This is a genomic window from Arthrobacter sp. UYCu512, assembly GCF_040547075.1.
GTDB lineage: Bacteria > Actinomycetota > Actinomycetes > Actinomycetales > Micrococcaceae > Arthrobacter.
Window position 1 is genome coordinate 43,214 of sequence record NZ_JBEPPA010000009.1, and the last position, 24,340, is coordinate 67,553.

General features: G+C 61.5%; 20 protein-coding genes. 10 read left to right on the forward strand and 10 right to left on the reverse strand.

Features of this window, described 5'->3' with window-relative positions; all coding sequences use genetic code 11:
- Nucleotides 1-350: 350 nt before the first annotated feature.
- The 5 genes from ABIB49_RS11080 to dnaA all read right to left on the reverse strand — a co-directional run bounded on the left by ABIB49_RS11080 (nucleotide 351) and on the right by dnaA (nucleotide 6,222).
- The gene (locus tag ABIB49_RS11080) at nucleotides 351-923 is read right to left on the reverse strand and encodes a DciA family protein (protein ID WP_283480147.1); all 573 of its coding nucleotides are present in this window, start codon (nucleotides 921-923) and stop codon (nucleotides 351-353) included.
- Nucleotides 920-2,140: a DNA replication/repair protein RecF gene (gene recF / locus ABIB49_RS11085; protein WP_283480149.1), complete on the reverse strand. Its 1,221-nt coding sequence runs from the start codon at nucleotides 2,138-2,140 to the stop codon at nucleotides 920-922. The genes ABIB49_RS11080 and recF overlap by 4 nt, the downstream gene beginning before the upstream one ends.
- Nucleotides 2,141-2,165: 25 nt before the next feature.
- Nucleotides 2,166-3,050, reverse strand: a complete 885-nt coding sequence (gene gnd / locus ABIB49_RS11090) for a phosphogluconate dehydrogenase (NAD(+)-dependent, decarboxylating) (protein ID WP_283480151.1) — start codon at nucleotides 3,048-3,050, stop codon at nucleotides 2,166-2,168.
- A gap of 105 nt (nucleotides 3,051-3,155) precedes the next feature.
- Complete coding sequence (dnaN, locus tag ABIB49_RS11095; RefSeq protein WP_283480152.1) at nucleotides 3,156-4,280, reverse strand: DNA polymerase III subunit beta; 1,125 nt, start codon at nucleotides 4,278-4,280, stop codon at nucleotides 3,156-3,158.
- A gap of 520 nt (nucleotides 4,281-4,800) precedes the next feature.
- Nucleotides 4,801-6,222, reverse strand: a complete 1,422-nt coding sequence (gene dnaA, locus ABIB49_RS11100; protein ID WP_253031640.1) for a chromosomal replication initiator protein DnaA — start codon at nucleotides 6,220-6,222, stop codon at nucleotides 4,801-4,803.
- Nucleotides 6,223-6,687: 465 nt separating this feature from the next.
- Between dnaA and rpmH the strand changes: the two genes are divergently transcribed.
- The 8 genes from rpmH to ABIB49_RS11140 all read left to right on the forward strand — a co-directional run bounded on the left by rpmH (nucleotide 6,688) and on the right by ABIB49_RS11140 (nucleotide 12,327).
- Nucleotides 6,688-6,825 (forward strand): 50S ribosomal protein L34, encoded by a 138-nt coding sequence (gene rpmH / locus ABIB49_RS11105; RefSeq protein WP_003800212.1) that lies wholly within the window; start codon nucleotides 6,688-6,690, stop codon nucleotides 6,823-6,825.
- Between the two features lie 41 nt (nucleotides 6,826-6,866).
- A complete protein-coding gene (gene rnpA / locus ABIB49_RS11110) occupies nucleotides 6,867-7,277 on the forward strand; it encodes a ribonuclease P protein component (RefSeq protein WP_283480161.1) in 411 nt (136 codons plus the stop codon).
- Complete coding sequence (gene yidD, locus ABIB49_RS11115) at nucleotides 7,270-7,665, forward strand: membrane protein insertion efficiency factor YidD (protein ID WP_226775563.1); 396 nt, start codon at nucleotides 7,270-7,272, stop codon at nucleotides 7,663-7,665. The genes rnpA and yidD overlap by 8 nt, the downstream gene beginning before the upstream one ends.
- Before the next feature lie 16 nt (nucleotides 7,666-7,681).
- Nucleotides 7,682-8,662: a membrane protein insertase YidC gene (gene yidC / locus ABIB49_RS11120; RefSeq protein ID WP_226775564.1), complete on the forward strand. Its 981-nt coding sequence runs from the start codon at nucleotides 7,682-7,684 to the stop codon at nucleotides 8,660-8,662.
- Nucleotides 8,662-9,273, forward strand: a complete 612-nt coding sequence (locus tag ABIB49_RS11125; protein ID WP_354157068.1) for a Jag family protein — start codon at nucleotides 8,662-8,664, stop codon at nucleotides 9,271-9,273. The genes yidC and ABIB49_RS11125 overlap by 1 nt, the downstream gene beginning before the upstream one ends.
- 17 nt (nucleotides 9,274-9,290) lie before the next feature.
- Entirely contained in the window at nucleotides 9,291-9,941 is a 651-nt protein-coding gene (gene rsmG / locus ABIB49_RS11130; RefSeq protein WP_282360047.1) for a 16S rRNA (guanine(527)-N(7))-methyltransferase RsmG, read from the forward strand.
- A gap of 86 nt (nucleotides 9,942-10,027) precedes the next feature.
- A complete protein-coding gene (locus ABIB49_RS11135; RefSeq protein WP_282360046.1) occupies nucleotides 10,028-11,095 on the forward strand; it encodes a ParA family protein in 1,068 nt (355 codons plus the stop codon).
- 68 nt (nucleotides 11,096-11,163) lie between these two features.
- On the forward strand, nucleotides 11,164-12,327 hold the full coding sequence (locus ABIB49_RS11140; RefSeq protein WP_226775568.1) for a ParB/RepB/Spo0J family partition protein: 1,164 nt from the start codon (nucleotides 11,164-11,166) through the stop codon (nucleotides 12,325-12,327).
- Between the two features lie 3,916 nt (nucleotides 12,328-16,243).
- Here the strand turns inward: ABIB49_RS11140 and trxA are convergent.
- The 5 genes from trxA to ABIB49_RS11165 form a co-directional block, all read right to left on the reverse strand.
- On the reverse strand, nucleotides 16,244-16,570 hold the full coding sequence (gene trxA, locus ABIB49_RS11145; RefSeq protein WP_226775569.1) for a thioredoxin: 327 nt from the start codon (nucleotides 16,568-16,570) through the stop codon (nucleotides 16,244-16,246).
- A 40-nt stretch (nucleotides 16,571-16,610) separates the two neighbouring features.
- Nucleotides 16,611-17,567: a thioredoxin-disulfide reductase gene (trxB, locus tag ABIB49_RS11150; protein ID WP_253031649.1), complete on the reverse strand. Its 957-nt coding sequence runs from the start codon at nucleotides 17,565-17,567 to the stop codon at nucleotides 16,611-16,613.
- Nucleotides 17,568-17,709: 142 nt separating this feature from the next.
- Nucleotides 17,710-19,236 (reverse strand): ABC transporter substrate-binding protein, encoded by a 1,527-nt coding sequence (locus ABIB49_RS11155; protein ID WP_282360045.1) that lies wholly within the window; start codon nucleotides 19,234-19,236, stop codon nucleotides 17,710-17,712.
- A 171-nt stretch (nucleotides 19,237-19,407) separates the two neighbouring features.
- Complete coding sequence (murJ, locus tag ABIB49_RS11160; RefSeq protein ID WP_502913799.1) at nucleotides 19,408-21,453, reverse strand: murein biosynthesis integral membrane protein MurJ; 2,046 nt, start codon at nucleotides 21,451-21,453, stop codon at nucleotides 19,408-19,410.
- 69 nt (nucleotides 21,454-21,522) lie between these two features.
- Nucleotides 21,523-22,071, reverse strand: a complete 549-nt coding sequence (locus tag ABIB49_RS11165) for an NUDIX hydrolase (RefSeq protein WP_226775573.1) — start codon at nucleotides 22,069-22,071, stop codon at nucleotides 21,523-21,525.
- A 169-nt stretch (nucleotides 22,072-22,240) separates the two neighbouring features.
- Between ABIB49_RS11165 and ABIB49_RS11170 the strand changes: the two genes are divergently transcribed.
- Together ABIB49_RS11170 and ABIB49_RS11175 are read left to right on the forward strand one after the other, a co-directional pair.
- Entirely contained in the window at nucleotides 22,241-23,707 is a 1,467-nt protein-coding gene (locus tag ABIB49_RS11170; RefSeq protein WP_226775574.1) for a CCA tRNA nucleotidyltransferase, read from the forward strand.
- Entirely contained in the window at nucleotides 23,708-24,292 is a 585-nt protein-coding gene (locus ABIB49_RS11175; RefSeq protein WP_226775575.1) for a histidine phosphatase family protein, read from the forward strand. It abuts the gene before it with no gap.
- The last annotated feature ends 48 nt before the right edge of the window (nucleotides 24,293-24,340 follow it).

Below are 24,340 nucleotides of genomic sequence, written 5' to 3' on the forward strand. Positions count from 1 at the left end.
CTTCTGCCAACGGGCACGGCACTGATGACACCGGTTGTCCTGCCGACTCGAGGATCCGTTAACCGCACGCGAAAATTGCGTCGGAAACGGACTCAGTCAACGTTTCACCGGCGCCCAGTTATCTCCCCCGATTCTACCGTGTTATAGGGGTGAATCCCGCATTCCATCGCGCCAAACGGGAAGGAAAGTGCCGCTGGGAGGCCACAGACTCCACCTGCAAGGCTCCGGGAGTACCGGACGCGGGTGACTATACGACTCCGGTACGTCTGAGCGCCCTACACGCCGTTTGCGGAATTTTCAAGAGTTTTTGCAAGGAGTGCTTCAGGCCTGGCGTACCAGCAGGCTGAACGCTATCCGTAGGTGTCCCGCGGTCCGCGCCCGTTGACCGTCCGGCCACCCTTGCGCCAGCTCGGCGCCGCAGGTCCGAGGACCTGGATCTTGGTCACCACACCTTCACCGAGTTCGGTGCGGAATTTCTCCAGCAGGCTGATGCTGAGCAGGCGCAATTGCGTAGCCCAGGCGGTGGAATCGCAACGGACATGCAAAGTGGTATCGGTGAAACTCTCCGGCGTGCAGTGCGCGGATATTTCCGGTCCAACGAGCGTTGACCATTCGGCCATCACCGATCCCACGGCCACAGGAGAGCTCCAACCACGCTCGGCAACAAGGCGGCCCACCACTTTGCCCAGCCCCATCGGGTCCCTGCCGGTACCGTGGAATTGTCCGAAGCCGCGGGTGCTGCTGGAGCTGCTGGAGCTGCGGCCAGGCTTTTGCGGAGCCGTTCCGGGGCGTGGTGGAGCTTTGCGCCGTATTTCGCCGCGCGCCGCCGCCGCCTCACGCATTCTGTTTAATGCCGACTGCGCGGCATCGATATCGTCCGGATCGCGTCCCGGCTGCAGGCCGCCGTCGGTATCCTTATTCATCGATCTTCCCGCACATCGATTCCTCCCGGGACTACCCTCACCCGCCGTCCGGCCAGTTCCGTGGGGATATCGTCCTCAACGGCGGCGGTCACAAGCACCTGCTCGGCACCGGATACTATCGCGGCCAGTTTACGCCGGCGCTGGACATCAAGCTCCGCGAACACATCGTCCAGAATCAGGATGGGAGCTGATCCGCCCGTGCGGGCGTCATCGAGCATGACATAGTACGAGGCCAGGCGGAGGGACAGACACATGGACCACGTTTCACCATGCGAGGCATAGCCTTTCGCGGGGGCGGAACCGAGCACCAGTTCGAGTTCGTCGCGGTGCGGGCCAACCAGGGAGATCCCGCGTTCCAATTCCCTGCGCCGAGACGATGCGAAAGCCTGGATGTAGCGTTCGGTCAGCTGATCAATCGAGAGAAGCCGCAAATCCCCGGGTCCCGGAACTTGCCCGTTGGGACCCGGAACCGCCACCAAGGCTTCGGCCGGCACAGCGCCGTCATCGTCCACAACACCCTGCAGGGTGGAACGGTAGATCACACCTGCTTCCTTGGACCCGTCGGTGAGCTGGGCATAGGCGCTTTTGAGATGCGGTCCAAGCCTTTCCACCAATTCGAGTCGTGCATGCAGCAGCTCCGCTCCCGCGCGGGCCATGTGCTGATCCCAGACATCCAGGGTGGATTCGTGTCCCGGGCTGAATCTTCCTGACCTGGCGGACTTCAACAGCGCGTTGCGCTGTTTCAGCACCCGGTCATAGTCGCTGCGGGTGGCAGCATGCCTCGGGATGAGACTGACCAGGAGCTCATCGAGGAAACGGCGCCGGCTGGACGGGTCACCCTTGACCAGGGCAAGATCCTCCGGTGCAAACAAAACGGTCTGGCAAATACCCAAGATGTCGCGGGCCCGGACCGGGTTGCTGCGGTTGATCCGCGCGCGGTTGGCGCGCGCGGCGTTGATTTCGAGTTCGAGCACCGTGGACTGCTCGCCGCGGACCAGCTTGGCACGAATCATCGCCCGATCGGTTCCAAACCGCAGCAGCGGCGCATCGGAACTGACCCGGTGCGAGCTGAGTGAGGCCAGATAGCCGATGGCTTCCATCAGGTTGGTTTTGCCGATGCCGTTGGACCCTACCAACACGGTGACACCCGGCTCCAGGCTCAGCTCTACCTGGGCATAGCTGCGGAAGTCCGTGAGCGAAAGTTGTTCTAGGTACACGCCGGGTCAGGATTTCGGGACAGGACTATTTTGCCGGACGGGTTGGGTGTCCGCCGAATTGATGCCGCAGTGCGGAAACCATCTTCATGGCGGGTGAGTTGTCCTCGCGCGATGAAAAGCGGGCAAAGAGGGCTGCCGTGATGGCTGGGGCCGGCACGGCGTTGGCGATCGCTTCCTCCACGGTCCAGCGACCCTCGCCGGAATCTTCAACATAGTCATCGATCGATTCCAGGCCGGGATCCTCATCGAGCGCCTTCACCATCAGGTCCAGCAGCCACGAGCGGACCACAGTCCCCTTCTGCCAGGCGCGGAAAGTACCGGGAAGATCAGTCACAATGTCCTTGGCGGCGAGGAGTTCATACCCCTCGGCATAGGCCTGCATCAGGCCGTATTCGACGCCGTTGTGAACCATCTTGGCGTAGTGGCCGGCTCCAACCCCGCCGACGTGAACGAAGCTGTCGGCCCGTTCGCCCTCGGGACGAAGTGCGTCGAAGACGGGCATGGCGCGCTCAATATCCACCGCATCCCCGCCGGCCATCAAACCGTAACCGTTCTGCAGGCCCCATACGCCGCCGGACACACCGCAGTCGGCAAATCGGATGCCCACTTCAGCCAGTGCGGCGCCGTGTTTTTGGTCCTCGGTGAAGCGGGAATTACCGCCGTCGATGACCAGATCACCGGCGTCGAGTTTGGCGCCGAGTTCGGTAATGACGGCGTCGGTGATCCCGCCGGAGGGAACCATCACCCAGATCAGGCGCGGCGCCGGGACGGCGGCTATCAGGTCATCCACGCTGGCGACGTCGGTGACCTCAGGGTTGCGGTCGAAACCGGTAACGTCAATTTCACCCGCGCGCAGCCGTTCGCGCATGTTGAAACCCATTTTTCCAAGGCCGATCAGTCCAATGTGCACTTAGATGAACTCTTTTCTGCGCTGGGGTGTTTCGGGTGATGGCGTCCACCCAACTGACTGGCAGTTGAGGCCGTTTTGATCCCTCAAAACGGCCTCAACTGCGGGTTAGTTGGGCAACCGCACCGGCATAACCAGGTAACGGTAGTCGCCCTGGTCTTCTCCGTCGGCATCGTTTTGGGCCGTAATCATGGCCGGCTTGGGCGCACTGGTGAAGGAGAACCGGACAAACTTGGTCTCGATGACGCTCAGGCCCTCAATCAGGTAATGCGGGTTGAACGCGACGGTGATGTCTTCGCCCGTGAGCTGGGCCTCGAGCTCTTCTGATGCCTGTGCATCTTCGCCGGTGCCGGCATCGAGGTGCAGCTGGCCTTGGGTGAACGCGAGCCGGACCGGAGTGTTCCGTTCCGCAACGAGCGAGACACGACGGACGGCCTCGACGAGTTCCGAGGTCTGCACGGTGGCATGGATCGGCGTGGACTCGGGAAAAAGTGATCGAATCTTGGGGTAGTCGCCGTCAACGAGGAGGGACGTGGTGGTGCGGCCGCCGCTTTCAAAGCCAATGAGCCGGCTGTCGTCATCAGCGAGGGCGAGGTGGATGTCACCGCTGCCGCCGAGAGTCTTGGCAACTTCATTGAGGGTCTTGGCCTTGACGAGTGCGCTTGTGGAGATGCCCGGAGTGACCGGTTTCCACGGAACCTCGCGCATGGCCAGCCGGTAACGGTCGGTGGCCAGCAAGGTGATCAGGTCGTCTTCGATTTCCATCCGGACGCCGGTGAGGATGGGCAGGGTGTCATCTTTGCTCGCCGCGATGATCACCTGGGAGACGGCCTGGGCGAAGGAGTCACCGGGTACTGTGCCGCTGATTGTGGGCAGAGCCGGCAGCGGAGGGTATTCGGCCTCGGGCATGGTGGCGAGATGGAAGCTGCTGCGCCGGCAGGTCAATGTCACTTTGTTGCCGTCGGTCTCAACGTCAACCGGCGCCGAAGGAAGGCTGCGGCAAATCTCGGCGAGCAGCCGTCCCGATACCAGAATCGTGCCCTCGGTGGTGATGTCAGCAGCGATTTCAAGCCTTGCCGAGGTCTCATAGTCAAAGCTCGAGAGGCTCACCGTACCGGCTTCAGCCTTGAGCAGCAGACCGGAAAGGACGGGTACTGGCGGCCGCGGAGACAACGACCGGGCGGTCCAGGTCACGGCTTCTGCCAGGACGTCCCGTTCGACTCTGAACTTCACGGAAGGGTGCCGCCTTTCATTGCTGCTGTCATCGCTGATGGCCGGGCCACCGGCCCGGCAAGGAATCACAAAAGATGTCCAGGACGGACACACTGCAGACAGCTTAGCCGCATGAAGTGTGATTCTCCCATCTCCGCGTTGGAACCGGGCTGATTGTCTGGGCGGCTCCGGAGCCCGGTGGTTGCCGGCGGCCGGCTCGGTCCTGGCCGTGTTCCGGGGTGGGACGGAGATTGTTATTTGAGGGAATTTCATTATTGAGGGATTAGTAGTGTTAATAACTGCTGTGGATACTGTGGATAACCCCGTTTGACGGTGCGGTTCCGCGGTTAACGCCTGTTCATGGACTGTGGGCGGAGCAGGTTTTAAACAGGGTGTGGATGGGGATAACGTTTTTGCCGCTCCCCTTGATCCACAGGCGCCTTAAGGGTTTTAAGCCCATTAACCGCAGTTGTCCCCTTAACTATCCACAGGGTTGTCCACAGGCGTCTGTTAATAAGGTAAGAGTGCTCGGCGCGACTGCCTAGGAATTACGCTGCTGCTGCTTGATCCGGTTGGTCAGTTCGGTGACCTGGTTGTAGATCACTCGGCGCTCCGCCATCAACTCACGGATCTTGCGGTCTGCATGGATGACCGTGGTGTGGTCGCGGCCGCCGAGTTCCTGCCCGATCTTGGGAAGGGACATGTCCGTGAGTTCACGGCACAAATACATGGCGATCTGCCGGGCGGTGACCAGGGTCCTGGTCCGCGACTTGCTGCAGAGCTCCTCCATGCTGAGCTTGAAGTAGTCGGCGGTCTGGGTGAGGATCTGCGCGGAGGTGATTTCCTGGGCCCCGTCATCGGTGATGAGGTCCTTGAGCACCATCTCTGCCAAGGCAACGTCCACCGGTTGGCGGTTGAGGCTGGCGAAGGCCGTGACCCGGATCAGTGCCCCCTCCAGTTCGCGGATGTTGCTGGAGATCTTCGACGCGATGTATTCCAGGGCGTCGTCCGGTGCCGAGAGGCCCTCGCTGAGGGCCTTCTTGCGCAGGATTGCGATCCGGGTCTCGAGCTCCGGCGGCTGGATGTCCGTCAGCAGGCCCCACTCGAAGCGGGACTTCATCCGGTCCTCGAAGCCAGCGAGCAGTTTGGGCGGTTGGTCGGAGGTGATGACCACCTGCTTGTTGTTGTTGTGCAGGGCGTTGAAGGTGTGGAAGAACTCCTCCAGCGTCCGGTCCTTGCCGGCCAGGAACTGGATGTCATCGATCAGGAGGACATCCACGTTGCGATACGTCGTCTTGAAGCTGGTGCCTTCATCGTCGCGGATGGAGTTGATGAAGTCGTTGGTGAATTCCTCGGAGTTCACGTAGCGGACCCGGATTCCGCTGTACAGCCTGCGGGCATAGTGACCGATCGCATGGAGCAGATGAGTCTTGCCCAGTCCGGAATCGCCATAGATGAAGAGCGGGTTGTATGCCTTGGCCGGCGCTTCAGCGACGGCCACCGCCGCGGCATGGGCGAAACGGTTGGAGGAACCAATCACAAAGGTGTCGAAGACATACTTCGGATTGAGGCGGCCAAATTCATGCGAGGTGCTCGGCAGCATGGGTTGTGGTTTTAGTTCGACGGACGGATCGGCCACGAGGGACAGTTCGACGGCGGGTTCGGGCTCCGGGTGCAGCGGGACCAGATCGGTGTCGACGTCGATTGCACAACGGATTTCGTCGGAGAAGACGTTCCGGAGTGCGTCGTCGAGGGCTTCCTTCACCTGTGTCTGGAGTACCTCACGGGTGAGTTCATTGGGGACCGCCACCAGCAGGGTTGAACCGATGAGTCCCTGGGCTTGGGCGAGGATGACGAAGCCGCGCTGCCGGGGTGATACCCGGTGATCGTTCTCCAGCAGGCTTACTACGCGCCGCCAGGAACTTCCGACAGTGTTGGCTTGGTTGGCTTCGTCTACTGTCATCAATCAGTTCCTCAAACTTGCTTGCCTAAATTGCCGGCAGCCACAAGTCCCGAACCAGTGTGCTGGCCCCGGCTTAATCCACAGGGTTATGCACAGTCCGTGGATAATCGGCTACTGGGACACTCTAGGGGATCAAATGGGCAGAAGATAGCTGGGTTCTGTCCTGTGGATAATCACACTGCTGTAGTTCGAATTGGGACCCTTTGACACTCGTCATCCACAGGCTGGGAAGGGAGTTAGCCACAGCTGGGGAAACTTTGCGGCGCGACCCCCGGTTTGACTCTGGAGGGCGGCAAGCCCTAACGTTGTGAAGTCCCATGTGTACGCTTTAAGCCTCATTTGAATCTTTCCCGGCGCCCCGCGCGTCTTGCGAGTTGAGGTAAGCGGCACATACAAAACTTAGCGTCGACCAGTTCTTCCCCTTGATCGGGTGGGCGCACCTTTGATCCCACTGGAGTAACTAACGTGAGCAAGCGGACTTTTCAGCCGAATAACCGCCGTCGAGCCAAGAAGCACGGCTTCCGCCTTCGTATGCGTACCCGTGCCGGCCGTGCCATCCTGGCAGCCCGTCGTGGCAAGGGTCGCACCGAGCTGTCGGCCTAAATAACTGACTCGTCGGTCCACATCCCTGTGCGAGTTTAACGGTGCTGGCCACCCGCAACCGTCTGAGGACATCAACCGATTTTTCAACAACCGTACGTTCCGGTGTCCGCAATGGACGCCGGAACGTAGTGTTATATACGGCAGCCTTGGCTGCCGATGAACCAAGCCGGATCGGATTCATCGTTTCCAAGAGTGTCGGGAACGCTGTTGTCAGGAACCTCGTTAAGAGGAGACTGAGAGAAGTCGGCGCCTTGTCCTTGCAGAAATACGGCAGCGGGTTCGCGATCGTGGTTCGGGCCTTGCCCGCCGCGGCGGGAGCCAGTTGGGACCAACTGCGATCGGACTATGACGCCGCACTGGAAAACAACATGAAACGGCTGGGCAGCCGCCTTCCTAAGGCTGCTTCGTCAGTTTCTTACGAGACAACACAGGAAGGGACCTCGCGTGCGTAACTTAACTGCCGCCGTCGTCCCTCCTGCAAAATTCGCAGCGGAATGGTTGGGCCGGGCAGTCTGGAACGCGCCCCGCAATATCCTCATCCTGCTGCTCCTGGCGTACCGCAAGGTGATTTCACCGCTTTACGGCCAGGTCTGCCGTTTCTTCCCGAGCTGCTCGGCCTATGCCCTTGAAGCGGTCACCGTGCACGGCGCGGTTAAGGGGAGCTGGCTGGCGGCCAAGCGCCTGGTGCGCTGCCACCCCTGGAATGCCGGTGGTGTGGACCATGTCCCCGCCGGTAAATGCGAATGGCCCGCAGACCACACCCCCACAATTGTTGTGATGAACAATCCGGACAAGTATCTGGCTGCTCGGACTGATGGAGAAGGCCGCTCTGCGGCCTGACGAATAGGGATATCGTATGGATTTCTTTGGAACAATCATGTTTCCTTTCAAGTGGCTTGTGTCCGCCATTATGTTGGTCTTCCACGATGGCCTGAGCGTCATCGGGTTGCCTGCCGCCAATGGCTGGACGTGGACCCTATCCATCATCGGGCTGGTGCTGGTGATCCGGGCGGCGCTTATTCCCGTATTCGTCAAACAGATCAAGGCCCAGCGCGGGATGCAGCTCCTGCAGCCGGACCTGAAGAAGCTGCAGGACAAGTACAAGGGCAAAACTGATCAGCTGTCCCGCCAGGCCATGGCCCAGGAACAGATGGCCATGTACAAGAAGCACGGCACCAACCCGTTCTCGGCGTGCCTGCCCATGCTGATTCAGATGCCGTTCTTCTTTGCGCTCTTCCAGGTCCTTTCCGGGATTACGTCGGCGGCGACCAGCGGTGTCGGCATCGGTGCGATGAGTCACGAACAGGTCCTGCAGTTCGATGAGTCGAGCATTTTTGGTGCCCCGCTCTCTGCCACCCTGCTGCACGGTACGCCGGCCGGCGGCAACGTCGTTGCGGTGTGGATCCTCTCGATTGTGATGATTCTGGCGATGACGGCCTCACAGTTCATCACCCAGAAGCAGATCATGGCGAAGAATATGTCCGAGGAAGCCATGGCGAGTCCGTTTATGCGCCAGCAGAAGATGATGCTGTACATCCTGCCGCTCGTCTTCGGCGTCGGCGGGATCAACTTCCCCATCGGTGTCCTGATCTACTGGACCACCACAAACCTGTGGACCATGGGTCAGCAGTTCTTTGTTATTCGCCGTATGCCGACGCCCGGGTCCCCCGCCGCCAAGGCCCTGGCTGAGCGTCGTGCCGCCAAGGGCCTGCCTGCCTTGCCGTTGACTAGTGCCAAGAAGGCCGAGGCCGAATCCGCGGAGGCTGCAGCCGCTGCGGCCCTGGCGGCTAAGAGCCAACGTGTCCAGCCACAACGCAAGAACAGGAAGAGGAAGTAATGTCCGCCGAGAGCACCGAACAAGCTATTTCCGCTGAAGCCATTGATGAGCAGGACGAGGCCCTGAGCGGAACCCAGGATGCTGACCGGACCACTGATGAAGGTACCGAAGAATCGGCAGCTGACGAGGGCAAGGGTTCATCCGCCGGTCGGCTGGAAGAAGAAGGCGACGTCGCCGCGGACTACCTCGAGGAACTGCTGGACATCGCCGATATTGACGGCGACATTGACATTGAAGTGCGTAATGGTCGCACGTACATTTCGATCGTTACCGAGGAAGAATCAGCCGGTCTGGAAAATCTGGTTGGTGCGGACGGGGAGGTGCTCGAAGCCCTTCAGGAACTGACCCGGCTGGCGGTTTTGTCCGCGACCGAAAACCGCTCGCGGTTGGTTCTGGATATCAACGGCTACCGTTCCGAGCGTTCCGGCGAACTGCAAAAGATTGCAGACGCCGCCGTTGCCTCCGTTAAGGAGTCCGGTAAAGCCGTTGCTCTTGCTCCGATGAGCGCCTATGAGCGCAAAATTGTGCACGACGCCGTTGCCGATCTGGGACTCGTCAGCGAGTCTGAAGGCGAAGGCGCCGAACGTCACATCGTCGTTTCTGCAGACTGATGCCGGCGGATACCTTGATGGTTGAGATAACCGACGCTGAATTGCAGGCAGCACAGACGATCTTTGGGGACCGCCTGAACCTGGCAAAGCGGTATGTGGAGCATCTGGCCACCTCGGGCACGGAACGGGGCCTCATCGGTCCCCGCGAAGTTCCCCGGTTGTGGAGCCGGCACGTGCTGAACTGTGCCGTAATTGAGAGTCAGATTGCCGAGGGAAGCCACGTGGCGGATGTCGGCAGCGGGGCCGGATTGCCTGGCCTGTGTCTGGCCATTGCCCGCCCGGACCTTGAACTGACCCTGATTGAGCCCCTCGAACGCCGCGTGGTTTGGCTTCAGGAGGTCGTTGATGACCTGGGCCTTATTAATGTAACGGTGATGCGCAGCCGGGCAGAGCTGGCGGTTGGGATGGTGAAGGCCGACGTCGTGACGGCCCGGGCCGTCTCAGCACTCTCGAACCTTGCCGGCCTCACAATTCCGCTGTTGGCGGGCAAAGGTGAAGTTATCGCGATCAAGGGACGAAGCGCCGGCGAGGAAGTCGAAAAGGCAGCCAAGGTGATCCGCAAGCTTGGTGGCACGCAGACCACTGTTTTGCTTGTGGGTGAAGGACTCCTCGAAGAACCCACAACGGTTGTCCGTATCGTTGTGAATAAGCCTCAAAAGAAAGCCTAGCGTCCGCCCGGTGCCCTCTGTCCCCCTGGGTAAGAGGTTAGGCTAGTAACCGGCAGCAAGAGCCGAACGAGAGTGAGTGTGTCACAGTGACCAGTAGCGAAGCCTCCACACAGCGGATTCCCCCGTTTGTGTCCCTGGGGTCCGCACGGGCCACGGTTGTGCCTCCCGTCGTTCATCGAAACACCGGTAATCGTCCGGTATCGGTTGCAAAGGCCAGTGGCATGGCTGGTGTTTCACGTGAAACTTCGGTAGTTGCCAAGGGAAATGTGCTTGATTCCCTTGACGACTCCAGCCCGATTGCCCGGGAGCTCGCCCATGAGAACAAACGGCGTGAACGTCTTCTTGGCCGTGAACTCCCGAAGCCCGAGAAGACCAGAATTTTTACCGTCTCCAATCAGAAGGGCGGAGTGGGCAAGACCACCACAACGGTCAATATTGCTGCCGCCCTGGCCGCCGCTGGCTTGAACGTCCTGGTTATCGACATCGACCCCCAGGGGAACGCGTCGACAGCGTTGGGAATTGAACACCACGCCGAAGTCGACAGCATTTACGACGTGCTCATCAATGACTTTCCCTTGCGGGACGTTGTAGCTCCCTGCCCCGACATTGCCAAGCTGATCTGTGCGCCAGCCACCATCCACCTCGCCGGGGCGGAGATCGAGCTGGTCAGCCTCGTTGCCCGCGAGCAGCGGCTCCGGCGGGCGATTGATGTGTATGCCCAGGAACGCGCCAAGAATGGTGAGGAACGCCTGGATTACATCTTCATCGATTGTCCCCCAAGCCTAGGCTTGCTGACAGTCAACGCGTTTTGTGCTGCCAATGAGGTTTTGATTCCGATTCAATGCGAGTACTACGCACTGGAGGGACTCAGCCAGCTGCTGAAAAACATCGAAATGATCCAGAAGCACCTAAATGCGGATCTGGTCGTCTCTACGATTCTTCTGACGATGTACGACGGCCGCACCAATCTCGCTGCCCAAGTGGCTGCAGAGGTTCGCGAACACTTCCCGGAACAGGTACTCGGGGCTGTGGTGCCGCGATCGGTACGGATTTCTGAAGCCCCCAGCTACCAGCAGACCGTGATGACGTACGATCCCTCGTCCAGCGGGGCGCTGTCCTATCTTGAAGCCGCAGCCGAAATCGCACAACGTTAGTATCTTTTCGAGAATTGCACTAGCTAGAGTCCGGTGCTGACCGACTCTTCCAATGGAGGGATTTATCCATGAGCGATAAGCGACGCGGCCTCGGCCGTGGACTTGGGGCACTCATTCCAAGTTCCGCTGCGGCTTCAGGCAGTGGTTCCGCGCCGTCCCGCCCCGTGGATCTCTTCTTTCCGGAAGGCCGAAAGCGAACACCCGATGCAGGTGCAGCAGCTGGTGAATTAGTCCCCGCCGAGGACATGGTGGCGGCGCCGGCGGAGACGTCTTCGCCGGCAGCGGCAAACATTGATGGGTCGGCGCATACGTCCTCGAAGCCTGCTTCCGAAACCAGGAAGGCGCCGGTCCGCAAGGCGCCGGATGCTGAGACTGGTTCCCAAAGGCAGGGCCAGGACGTGGAGCTCGTCGAAGTTCCCGGGGTCCGGTTTGCGGAGATTCCGGTCACCGACATCCATCCCAACCGGAAACAGCCCCGTTCGGTCTTCGACGAGGACGATATGGCAGAGCTGGTGCATTCAGTTCGTGAAATCGGCGTCCTCCAGCCAATTGTTGTTCGTACTTCAACCGAAATAGGTGGAGAACCCTACGAGCTTGTTATGGGCGAGCGTCGTTGGCGGGCTGTACAGGCTGCTGGGCTCGAAACCATTCCGGCCATCGTGCGGGATACGACGGATGATGACCTGCTTCGCGACGCCCTCTTGGAGAACCTCCACCGCAGTCAGCTGAACCCGCTGGAAGAGGCCGCGGCATACCAGCAGCTGCTGGAAGATTTTGGCACCACACATGAACAACTGGCGGACCGTATTGGGCGATCCCGGCCCCAGGTGTCCAACACACTGCGTCTGCTCAAGCTGCCTCCACTGGTTCAGCGCCGCGTAGCTGCCGGTGTTATCTCTGCCGGTCATGCCCGCGCGCTGCTCGCCCTCCCCGACGCCCCCGCGATGGAAAGAATGGCCCAAAAGATCGTTGCCGAGGGTATGTCCGTCCGCGCGACGGAGGAAGCTGTAACGCTGTATCAGAACCCGACAGCGACACCGAAAAACAACATTCCGCGGCCCGGTGCACGGCACGAGCGCCTGGACTATCTGGCGTCTTCACTTTCTGACCGCCTTGATACCAACGTCAAGATCTCGTTGGGGGCGCGAAAGGGTCGTGTCAGTATTGAATTCGCAAGCGTGGAGGATCTAAACCGCATCATGGATGTCTTGACGCCGGGAGCGGCAGGATAGCGCATCAACGACACACTGGAAGGGGCCTGTTTCACGTGAAACAGGCCCCTTTCTATTGGTAGCGGTGGCGGTTCCAACGCCAGCAAGGTCTGCGCGGACCCGTTGGTCGTTTGGTGGCTCCTGCTATGCAGTCCAAATTCTGCGGACTCAGCTGCCGGGCCACGCTTGGAACCCGCTCAGTCGTTCAAGTGCCTATGGTGCAATAGCAAGGCTGTCCTGCAGTCAAGGGACGGAGCTGGCACGCATGCCAAATGCCCCCCAACGACCATGGACGAACTGGAGATAAGAGGACATGCCAGCGGCAGTTTTCGGTGCCCATTCATTGATCCACGGTGTTTGCACGGAAGATTTGCGCCCGCGCTGAACACACGTTTCACGTGAAACATGGACGTCAATTCTCACGAAGGTGCTGCACCTGCTGGTGATGCCCTGTCGGCTGAAGCAGCAAAAGGCGCCCGTTCACCGAAGTCACGGCTGGAAATGGCAAATTCCTGCTGGCCCAACACAAAAGCACGTGCTGCCGCGGGCTACCCGGCCAGACGCCAATACTAACTATTGGGCTATCGCCGCAGTCAGCTGGTTGTTGCTTCGACAATTCCCGAAAGTGGAGACTGTGCCTCCGCACGCTGGCGGCCCGGCATCGAGTCTGCATTCAGCTGGCGGTCGGATCCTTCCTTGTCTCGGTTGATGGGGTATGGCACGGACTGGGGTACGGTAGACGGCGGTAGGCCCGGGTGCCGGACATTCACATAACCCCGCTGGATCCGCGTCTCATTGCAGCGAACCCAGGGCATGACCAACACGCCTGGCATCGCCGGGCGGTGATCGCCATGACTCACAATTGCAGGGCGCTAGGCTGGCAGGTCTTGGCCGCAGATCAAGGACAGGTGCAATTCGCAGCGGTCTAGGGGCCCCTAGGCCGCTCTCTGGACCCCTTGCGTCTCGGTTCTCGACAACTGCACTCCGCACCGCTATATGTACGCCTGGAGGCCGTGCACAAGCCCTAGACAGGCATGCGGGCGCGCCCCCCATGAGCCGGCAGCGTGCCCACAGCTCCTTTCTGCCCACACGCTGTGGGCGACCTTCGTTGCCGTGCTGTTTCGTCGCGGGCCTTACCCGGCACAGCGGGTGGCACGGTGGTAGACCGGTTCTTTATGCTCGCGCCAAGCGACAGACATCAGTGTGAGTTTGGCGATGACGGGGCGCGGCTGGGGGTCTGCAAGCTTCGGGTGGCCGTCCGATCGTATGGGGCTTCGAGTGACGGAAATCGACGAGCCCCCCGTGTGGAGCTTTGAGGGTCGCTGCAGCCCAATCGTGTGTAGTGGCTATTCACAGTAGTTGTCCCGGCCGTCACGGACGTGAGCGAGTGCTCTTTCGATCGCGGGGTACCGTCACGTTTATCCGTGCTGCCACGGCTGCTGGACGGGGTGGCGGACGCCAGACATGGGCCGATAACGGATGCCTCCAGCTCGGCGGGTGATGGTGAAGATTGGGACCGCGTACCCGGAGGCTTCCCTGGGCTGTTGTGGTCGGCGGTGGATAACCCGGTGGATAGTGCTGTGGATAAAGCTGTGGATTACTCGACACCCAGGTCAGGGCCGCGACGCTGCTGCCAGGGCCGTTGGAGCGCCAGCTGCGAGCTGCTTCCAACCGGGCGTTAGGACTCCCGTAGCGTTTCACGTGAAACATCCGGCGACGCTATTTTGGCGGCACCGAAAACGCTAGGCTGTGCTTACTTAATCCACTGCAGCTGGTTAATTTTCCACGAATATTCAGACAAGGTGCTGTTGATGCAAGCCACAATCTGTACGTGGGTCGATGACCAGGGACGGCCTCGAATCACGGGCAATGGCGCGAACCGAGTTAACGTCAAATGGCTCTCTGGGCGCCGACGCTTCGACCGTGTGATCAGTCCCTCATCCCCTGTGGATAACCCTGTGAGTAACCTCTGTGGAGAAGGCTGTGGGAATCTACCCGGTTTGGGGCTATTGGGTATGATCGGCAGTCTTAGTCCGCCTCCCTGCATCACCATCCGCGTGCCGCCAGGGCACACTGGATTCGGGAAGCGCTGGGCCAAATCCCGGTCGCTGCGGCACAGCCCATTCTTCGAGGGCAACAAGAGAAGTGGGGAGGTATCGGCTAGGCCTGCTTCCCTCAGCCTCCCCCATCGGATGCCCGGACCATCGTGATCTGGCGACCCCTGTCGAGGTACGTTCTAGGGTGTCCGAAGTGACATTGGAGGCCCGCACCAAAGGGTTCCGCTGAAGGCTGGGTATCAGTTGGCTGATGCAGCAGAACGCGGGCTGGACGATACCGCTTAATCCGTGGGCCCTCCCAAGAGATCCACGGCGGCCAAATGGCAAAATGATGTCGCTAGGGATGGTTCGGCCGGGCATTCCAGCCGGTCCTTGCAGGCGTTCTCGCCCGGCGGAAGAGAGAGCGCCCAGTGGACCTCTCCATCTACGGTGCAGTCCTCTCGGCGGCGGGGGGGTATCACGGTCCCCCTGTGGCAGAGTTTGCCGTATTTTCCTCGGGTTTTCTATTGTCAGTCCTTCACCGCAGACTGGAGCGCGAGGCACCGGCGTTCGCTGCAGGAGGTGCCGCGGATAGACGCGCGGTGCCCGAAGGACATCGGGACCCCAACTGCAGTACGAGGTCCTTGATCGTGGCCCGCACCGCCTCTGTGCCCCGTGTCCCCCAGCTGGCTGGCCCTGAAGATATTGGGCTCTGTACAGGAAGTGAACCCGCCCGTGCCGCCTGAGACTCCGCATCGTTTGTGACCGGAGACGGCGACGATGCGAGGGATGATGTGTTTCACGTGAAACATTGGCGTAGTTCCGGCGACGGCGTCCGGTTTACCCGGCGCTAGCGCCGCCCGGCCGCCGCTGCGATAAAGGCACTGACCGGGTGCCAACAATGGTAATCAGGAGTGATCCGGCTCCAGGGAGTCCATTGCGAAGGTTCCAAATTGGTTCCGGTGGGTCCGCCGCAGTTGAACCATCCTTTGACCCCCGATATCCGTGCCGAGCTCTCCTGAGAGGCTATAGGTGGCGTTGCGTCTGGATGTACAGGCAGCCCTCTTGGTTAGGCACGCAGTAGTTGGTGGTGCGGATCGCGACGGGTCAACACACCGTGGGAGTAGGCGCCTGCAATCAGGGGTGCGGACGTTTCACGTGAAACATATGCAGCCAGGTGAAACTGGCACCACGCTGTCCACGGAGGGCGGCTGAATATGTACTTCACCCCGCGGGGTGGAGGGGTGGACGCAAGCCAGGAGCGGGCTGCTGCCAGCTGGACAATCCGGCATTTGGGCACTTCCGCCGCGTATGGTGCGGCGCCTGACGCCGTTATTGGGCTCTTTGGCGGACACAAGCGCGGCCCGATCTGGCGGTGGCCAGGAACTGCAATCAGGTCGGACCAAGGCCCTATGGAGATGGTGGCTGGTCGCGACGTGGGTGTCTGTGAGACTCTTTTGAGATTTCGATAAGCGCGAGTTCCGAGAGTTCTGGTCACCGGCTAAGAGCTGACCAAACTGTTTCACGTGAAACGGAATTCACTGAGATCCACAGAAGTTCAACGATCCGGTCCGGCAGCAATACCTGCGCGCCCTACGTTGAGCGCCTTGGTATCAGCTCCGACCGTGAGGTCCCTGGTTGCACTACGTCCACCCCGTCACCGGCGAGGGAATGGAAAGCCCCAAGGTGTACAACGCTCGTGGAGCAAATTTCCCGGAGAAACAACCGGTAATTAATGCAGTTCGCGTCACGCGTCCCCGAAGCGTTGCCTATCGAGCTCGTGGGGCGGCAACGAGGAGCGAACGGGAGGTTGAGGCGGAGGGCCAAAATGGCCCCGCTTCCGGGGGGAAGGAGGGCCATTCTTGGTGTTGGCCGGTGACACGCACCGCCCCAAACTGGAATCAGGACAGAACGTCAGCGAATTCTTTCTCAAAGAACTGCTTGGGTCGAGCCCCGATGACGGTGCTCTTCACTTCGCCGCCCTGGAAAAGGTAAACAGCCGGGATCGAAGTGATCCCGTACTGGGCTGCGATTGCCGGGTTGTCGTCGACGTTGACCTTAACGACATCCACCTTCTCGCTGTATTCCACCGAGATCTCGTCCAGGATCGGACCAAGCTTGCGGCACGGTCCGCACCATTCGGCCCAGAAGTCCACGATGACCGGCTTGTCAGAAGCCAGTACATCGGTGCCGAAACTAGCGTCTGTTACTTCTTTTGCGTTGCTCATAGCCTTGTCCTTCTCTTCGGTTGATTTCTGCGCGCGCCGTTTAGGCGGGGAGGTCGGCCAGGTAGTGCTCGACGTCGAGTGCGGCTACACAGCCGGAACCCGAAGCCGTGATGGCCTGGCGGTATGTCGGGTCGATGACGTCGCCTGCCGCAAACACACCCTTGAGGCTTGTCTTCGAGGTGCGCCCGGCGACGGCGATGGTTCCCTCGGGAGTCAGGTCCAACTTGCCCTTGACGAGGTCCGTGCGGGGATCGTTGCCAATGGCCACAAAAACACCCGTAACGGCAAGTTCGGTCTCAGTGCCCGCCACAAGGTTCTTCAACCGAAGGCCGGTGACCTTGTCTTCACCGAGCACGTCCTCGACGCCGGTGTTCCAGACGAAGCTGATCTTTTCGTGGGCAAGGGCGCGGTCGGCCATGATCTTGGACGCACGCAAGGTCTCACGACGGTGGACCACTGTGACGGACTTCGCGAACTTGGTAAGGAACAGCGCCTCTTCCATAGCCGAGTCACCCCCGCCGATCACGGCGATGTCCTGATCCTTGAAGAAGAAACCGTCGCAGGTTGCGCACCAGCTCACGCCGTGGCCGGATAGACGTTTCTCATTGGGGAGGCCAAGCTCGCGGTAGGCCGAACCCGTCGACAAAATGATGGAGCGGGCGCGGAAGGTCTCCCCCGAGCCAGTGGTCACCGTCTTGATGTCGCCTTCAAGGTCCAGTTCTGTTACGTCCTCAAACTGGATTTCGGTACCGAACCGCGCGGCCTGCTTTTCAAAGTTTTCCATCAGGTCCGGACCCATGATGCCATCCGGGAAACCGGGGTAGTTCTCGACGTCGGTTGTGTTCATCAGCTCGCCGCCGGCGGTTACCGATCCTGCCAGGAGCAGCGGCTTCAGGTTGGCGCGTGCGGTGTACACCGCTGCGGTGTAGCCCGCGGGGCCGGAGCCGACGATGATGACATCACGTACTTCGGACGTGCTGTTTTCTGCGTTGCTCACTGAACGGTGAACCTCTTCCTTTGTCGATGCGCCCGCCTGGGTGGCCGGCCACATGGCACAACTACTGCTAAGCGTTGAATATTCCGGCCGGACACGGTAGGACGCATCGAAGGCCGGGGTTACTGACGGTGGTACTGAGGCGCTACTGGACTTTTATTTCCGCCAGGCGAAGCCCGAATCCGTAGCGTGTCTTGGGTGCAGCGAGCTTGGGCAGGGATTCAATCGAAACGATGACGTACTGGGCAGTCGCCGGCTCCGGCAGGGGCATCGTCAGGTCAGGGGAGGTGAAGCTGTTGCTGCCGACTTTTTTTGCACCATCGAGGGACGGGCGGTCGTTGGTATAAACACTGATGTTTCCGCCCGAGGCGCCCAATTGGCTCAGCGTCACCGACGAGACCTTGGCCGGGGCCTTCAGTTTGACTACGAGTGGAACCTCCGAGGCCAGCCCGCCCCAGTTTTCGGTCGCAAATTCCATGTCCGACCAGTAGCTGGCTCCGTTGCCGTCGACGGTCTTGACCAGGTCGCCGTCGTACGTTCCGGCGAAGTCGAAGTTCCCCAGCCGGGTGACGCCCTCGACGGCGGGCGGGCCAGCGGCCTGCGAAGGGCTGGCGCTGGCTGACGTCTCCGCCGAGGTTGGACTGGGGGCGACGGTGGAAGAAGTACCACCGGCGGCGGGCTGGGGTGTGCTCTTGAACAGGCCGCCGAGGTTGGTTACGGCGAGAACCAGCCCGACAACAAGGACCGCCGCCAGTAGTCCACCGACCAGCCAGCGCATGGAGCGGGGCTCGCGGCGCGGCTCGTCGTCAGTGTCGTAGTCTTCCTCAGCGTCAGCAGCCTCGGTATTGTGGGCTGAGCCCGGGAAAAAGCCCGGGGCGCGGTCCGCTGCAGAGCCGGTGCCCGCAGAGCCCTCCTGGTTCTGCCGGGGAGCGCGGTCGTTGCCGGTATCCGGGCGACCGTAATCGTCGTCAGACCACAGCGAAACCTTGGGTGAATCGCCGGGATCCTCTGCTGTGGTGCCTCGTTCGCCGGAGCCCGGGGCGCGCCCCTGGACCGGCTGGGGGGCTGTGACCTGCGGCGCAGCCTCTTGCGGCGCGGTTTCGGGGGCGTTCGCGGCAGACGCCGCGGCGCCGCCGGCGATTGCAGCAGCGCCGGCGGCGGGCCCCGCGGTCGGACGTGAGGGCATTCGGGTCGCCGCTGCCGGGGGTGCGGCCGGCGGCTGGTTCGTCCCGTAGTTGATGTATCCCGCGTCTACTTCTTCCTCGTCGTAGAGTCCGTCGTAGGTTTCGGGCTCGCTGGAGCGGGGTTGCCCGAAGATTTCACTGCCCAGGGTGTCCGTGAAGAACGGTTCTACGTAGGGCGGATTGGCGGAGACAACCAGGTCCAGCAGGTCAGCGGCCGAAGCGTGGTTGGTGATGAGGTACGTCGTGTCGTCGCTGACACCAAGGTCCAGGATCTGCACACTGCCCGGACGCTCGCCGGTGGCGACTTCCCGTGCACTGTGTGCCACTTGATCCGCGTTACCGGGCCCGGCCACAAGGATGCTCACCGCACGGTTAAGTACCTGGTCCACACCGTCCAGCACCAGATCCTGGTCATGTGAGGTCAGTACGGTGGCAGTGACCTTGTAGCGGCCACCAAGTACTGATCCGACATCGATCGGGTGGGACACGGGCTCCTCCTAGACTGTCCGGGAGCCGCTGAACTGATCACGTCGTCAGTAACCGCAGATCGCCCGGTAAGCCGGTGGACCCTTGGTCTGCAACTCCCCTTGTTAGTCTTCGATCCTAGCCGATGCACTGTGCCGGCCGCGGACGCGCAGCGCTGCGAATCCCGCCGTCTGCTATTTTTTCTTCCTGCCGCCGAACGGAAAATAGGGGTTGTGGCCCACCGGGCCCTGGTACGTCCTGCGCCCGGGCAGGGGAACGTCACCGCTCAGGCCGCCCTCAGCGGTGCTGGGCAGGTCCTCGGCGGCGAGGTAGCCGCCGTCGGGTCCGCTGTGTGCTGAGCGTTCGTCCTGTTCAGCCAGATCGGGGCCGGCACGGAAGGATGCGGCGTCGAATTCCCCGGAAATCCTCGGGATGAGTCCGGTATCCACCGATACTGTGGCGCGCTCCGGTTTCGGACGCGCCGCCGCAGCGCCGTCGGGAAGATTCCCGGCATCCTGCGGAACAACCGACCGGCGGCGCAGGCGTCCGAGCAGTGGCTGAAGCAGGTCGCTCAGCTCTGTCACCCGGAAGATCTTGAGCAGGAGCAGATAAGCCGCCAGCATAACGGGCCCGACGACGATGATGCTCACAAGGGCGGCACTGGGACTGCTCCAGGCGAAGCCATCAGGGGTGTAGCTGCCCAACAGCCACAGGGCAGCCGCTCCGGCCGCCGCGGAACCCAGCGCGGCGTAGCCCATTCGAATGTAGGCATTGGCGATCCGCGGGCCGTCCAGGTGGCCCAGGAGGCGCCGCAGGAAGACCGCGCTGACGATTACGGAGAGGATGTTGCCGCCGGTGTATAGGAGTGCAATCGCGAAGATGATCTGGCCGAAGGGGAGGAACTGGATGGCAAAAGCTGTAACCACATTGACGATGGCCAGGACCAGTTGGATGAAAAACGGTGTCCTGGCATCTTCATTGGCGTAGAAGACCCGGGACATCATAAAATTGGCGCTCATAAACGGCGTGCTGAGGGCCAGGATGGTCAGCGTTTGGGCCAGCATAACGCCGTCCTGGGGCACCCCGCCGGAGAAGAACATGCCCAGCGGTCCGGCCAGGGCGAACAAGGCAAGAGCACCAAAAACCGTCGCCACGGCCATGGTTCGCAGCCCGTGCGAGAGCGCGTTGCGCAGCGCCACACGATCGCCGTCCTGCGAGGCACGCGTCATCCGGTTGAACAGCACAGTGGCCAGGGACAGGGCAATGATGGAATGCGGGAGCAAGTAAAGCTGGCTCGCCACCTCCAGCACGGCATTGCCCGGCAACGAGCCTGCGGCCGGATCCCCCGCCTGCTCCAGCCTGAGCCGTTCCGCGCCCGGGATCGTGGCGATGCGCATGACATAGAGGAAAGCAAGCTGCCCGACGGCGGCCGTCGCGAGGGTCCAGACACTGAGCTTGGCGGCCTGGCCCAGTCCAACCCCGCGCCAGCCGAAACGCGGGCGCAGTCCGAGCCGGAGCCTGAACACCGGAATCAGCAGGATGGCGGTCTGGGCAATCACGCCAATGGTCGAGAATCCGGCCACCAGCACAGTCTGGGTCGAATCCCACGTGTCCAGGGTGTGAGAGTTGGCCGCATTGGTGCCCATAATCCCAATGAACATCCCCAGCCCGGCGATTGCCACGATGTTGTTCAGGATCGGCGCCCACATTGCCGGACCGAACGCTCCGTGGGCATTAAGGACCTGCGTCAGGAGGGCGTACAGGCCGTAGAAGAAGATCTGCGGCAGGCACCAGAACGCGAAGGACACCGCCAGTGCCTTCTGCTGCGGTGCGTAACCCTGCGTGGTCAGTTCAATTACCGAAGGCGCCAGCAGCGTTACCGCCAGGGTCAGGCCCAGCAATACCAGGACGGCCAGCGTCAGCAACCGGCTGATGTAATCAGCGCCCCGGTCGGCGGCCTTGCTTGCCTTGATGATCTGGGGCACCAGCACGGCGTTGAACACCCCGCCGGCGACCAGCAGGAAGATCAGGTTCGGCAGGTTGTTGGCATTGATAAAGGTGTCGTTGACGGTGGAGCCCAACCCGAGTGCGGCTGCCAGCAGCCACGTCTTGGCAAAGCCCAGGAAACGCGAAACCAGCGTACCGGCGGCCATTATGGCGCTGGAACGGACTTCTCCGGATTGGACAGCTTGGGAATCGGCAGGGCCGGAGGGCGCGGGGGTGGGTTTGGCAGATGACATTAGCTTCATCGTCTCACCCGAATATGGCTTTGTGCGCTATCCGGGCCGCAATGCGGGGCTGGCAAGGCCTTAGCGGTGGTCCGGAAGGACATCCTTGGCGAGGTCGGCGATGCGGCGCTCGTTAGGGAAAGAAAGCTTCCGGGCCAGTTCGTGGATGGGAACCCAGGCGACGTCCACGGCTTCTTTATCCGGATCGTTCTCGATCGTCAGGTCGCCGCCGGTGGCCTGCAGCAGATAATGGTGGACGGTTTTGTGCACGCGGTGTCCGCTGACCGTAAACCAGTAGTCGATGCTGCCCAGCGGGGCGAGGATCTTGCCCTCGATGCCGGTTTCCTCTGCGATTTCACGCACGGCGGCTTCCTCGTTGCTTTCCCTGCCCTCCGGGTGCCCCTTAGGGAGGCACCATTCCAGCCGCCCGCCGCGGTTTAGGCGGGCAATAATCGCTACGCGGAGTTCGGCGTCGGTGGTGTCCACCACAACGCCGCCGGCCGAAATTTCCTCAACAGTGGGGAGGGACGCCTGCCCGGAGTGCTGCACCGGCGCGACGTTGGCACCGATTGCCGATGGCAACGGTGCGTTTGTCCTCCTGCCGGGAGCGCTCGGTACGGGGTGGGCCATGATGTCCACTCTAACGACTCTTGCCCGCACTTGATGACCTGAACATGGCAGGAAAGTGGACGCCAGGGAAAGTCGGACGCTTGTTCCCGCTCCCTCTGGGGGCCAGCAGCCGGACTCGGAAGGCTTTCGGTGTGGTGCTGGCCGGGATTTCTGCCAAGCTTAAGAAACTATGGCGCACGCACATCACGAGATTTACCCGCACACCGTTGATTTCCAGGTAGACCCGGTGGTCCTGGAGCTCGGGCAACGGTTTGTCGACGCCGGCCACGAGCTCTCCTTGGTGGGCGGACCCGTTCGTGACCTTTTCCTGGGCCGGACTTCCCCCGATCTGGATTTCACCACCGACGCCACTCCGGACCAGACAGTTGCCCTCATCAAGAAATGGGCTGATAACTTCTGGGAGATCGGGCGGGCCTTCGGCACCATCGGGATGCGCAAGTCGGGCTTCCAGATCGAAATCACCACCTACCGCGCCGAAGCCTATGATCCCGATTCCCGCAAACCCGTCGTTGCGTTCGGAAAGTCGTTGACGGATGACCTGCTGCGCCGCGACTTCACGATCAACGCCATGGCACTGCGCCTACCGGCGCTGGAACTCGTGGATCCATTCGGCGGAGTACGCGACCTGCAGGCGCTAATCCTCGCCACCCCGGGCGCGCCGGAAAGTTCCTTCTCCGATGATCCGCTGCGCATGATGCGTGCTGCCCGTTTTGCCGCGCAGCTGGGAATCACTGTGCACGGGGATGTCCGCGCCGCCATGTCCCGGATGGCAGAACGAATCACCATGATCTCGGCCGAACGCGTTCGCGATGAACTGGTCAAACTCATTTGCGCCCCGCACCCCCGGTCCGGAGTGGACCTGCTCGTGGACACGGGACTGGCCGGCTTTGTCCTTCCTGAGGTCTCGGCCCTGCGGCTGGAGGCGGATGAACACCACCGGCACAAGGACGTCTACCAGCACTCGCTCCAGGTCCTCGAGCAGGCGGCTGCACTTGAAACCGCCAGCGACGGCGCCGTGCCGGGTCCGGACTTTGTGCTGCGGTTCGCCGCGTTGATGCACGACGCCGGCAAGCCGGCCACGCGCCGTTTCGAAGCGGGCGGCGCCGTGAGCTTCCGCCACCACGACATGGTCGGGTCCAAACTAACGTCAAAACGAATGAAGGCGCTGCGCTTCGACAACGACACCACAAAAGCTGTGGCCAAGCTGGTGGAACTGCACATGCGCTTCTACGGCTACGGCGATGCCGGCTGGAGCGATTCCGCCGTCCGACGCTATGTCACCGACGCCGGTCCGCTCCTGGAGCGGTTGCACCGGCTCACCCGCTCGGATGTGACCACCCGCAACCAGCGCAAGGCCGAACGGCTTTCCTTCGCCTACGACGACCTTGAGGCACGGATTGCGGCGCTGCGCGAGCAGGAATCCCTCGAGGCCGTCCGCCCGGACCTGGACGGCGGCCGGATCATGGAAATCCTGGGACTCAAGCCGGGACCCGTCGTCGGCCGGGCCTACAATTTCCTCCTGGAGGAACGGATGGAGCACGGGCCGCTGGATGCCGATGTGGCCGAGGCCAAACTTCACCAATGGTGGGCAGCCCAGCCCGAGTCCGCCCTCCCACTTTCAACCGAGGAGTCCTAAGTGATTGCACCCTCCAACAGTCCCCGTCCGCAGCTGTGGATCCTCCGGCACGGCGAAACCGAGTGGTCCAAGAGTGGCCAATACACCGGCCTCACCGACGTGCCGCTCACAGTGGAGGGCGAGCAGCAGTCCGTTGAGGCCCGCAAGGTACTCGACGCCGTCGACTTTGACCTGGTGCTGACTTCACCGCTTCGCCGGGCCCGGCGTACCGCGGAACTGGCTGGATTTCCCGACGCGCAACTGGAACCCCTCGCGGTCGAATGGGACTACGGCGATTACGAGGGCATCAGCTCGGACCTCATCCGCAAGGACAACCCGGAGTACCTGATCTGGACCCACGACGTGCCCAACGGCGAATCGCTGGATGACGTTGCCGCGCGCGCAGACAAGATCGTGGCCCGGGTGCTGGAATCCGGCCTGGATAATGTGTTGATCGTGGCCCACGGACACTTCTCCCGGATCCTCACCGCGCGGTGGTTGGGGCTCGATGCGCACGAAGGACGCCACTTCGTCTTGGGAACCGCCAAAGTCTGCACACTCGGTTGGGATAAAAAGACGCCGGCAGTGGTCCGCTGGGGCCTATAAATACTGTTTATAAAACAACTCCAAGAAAGTTAATGAATTCACTGGTCA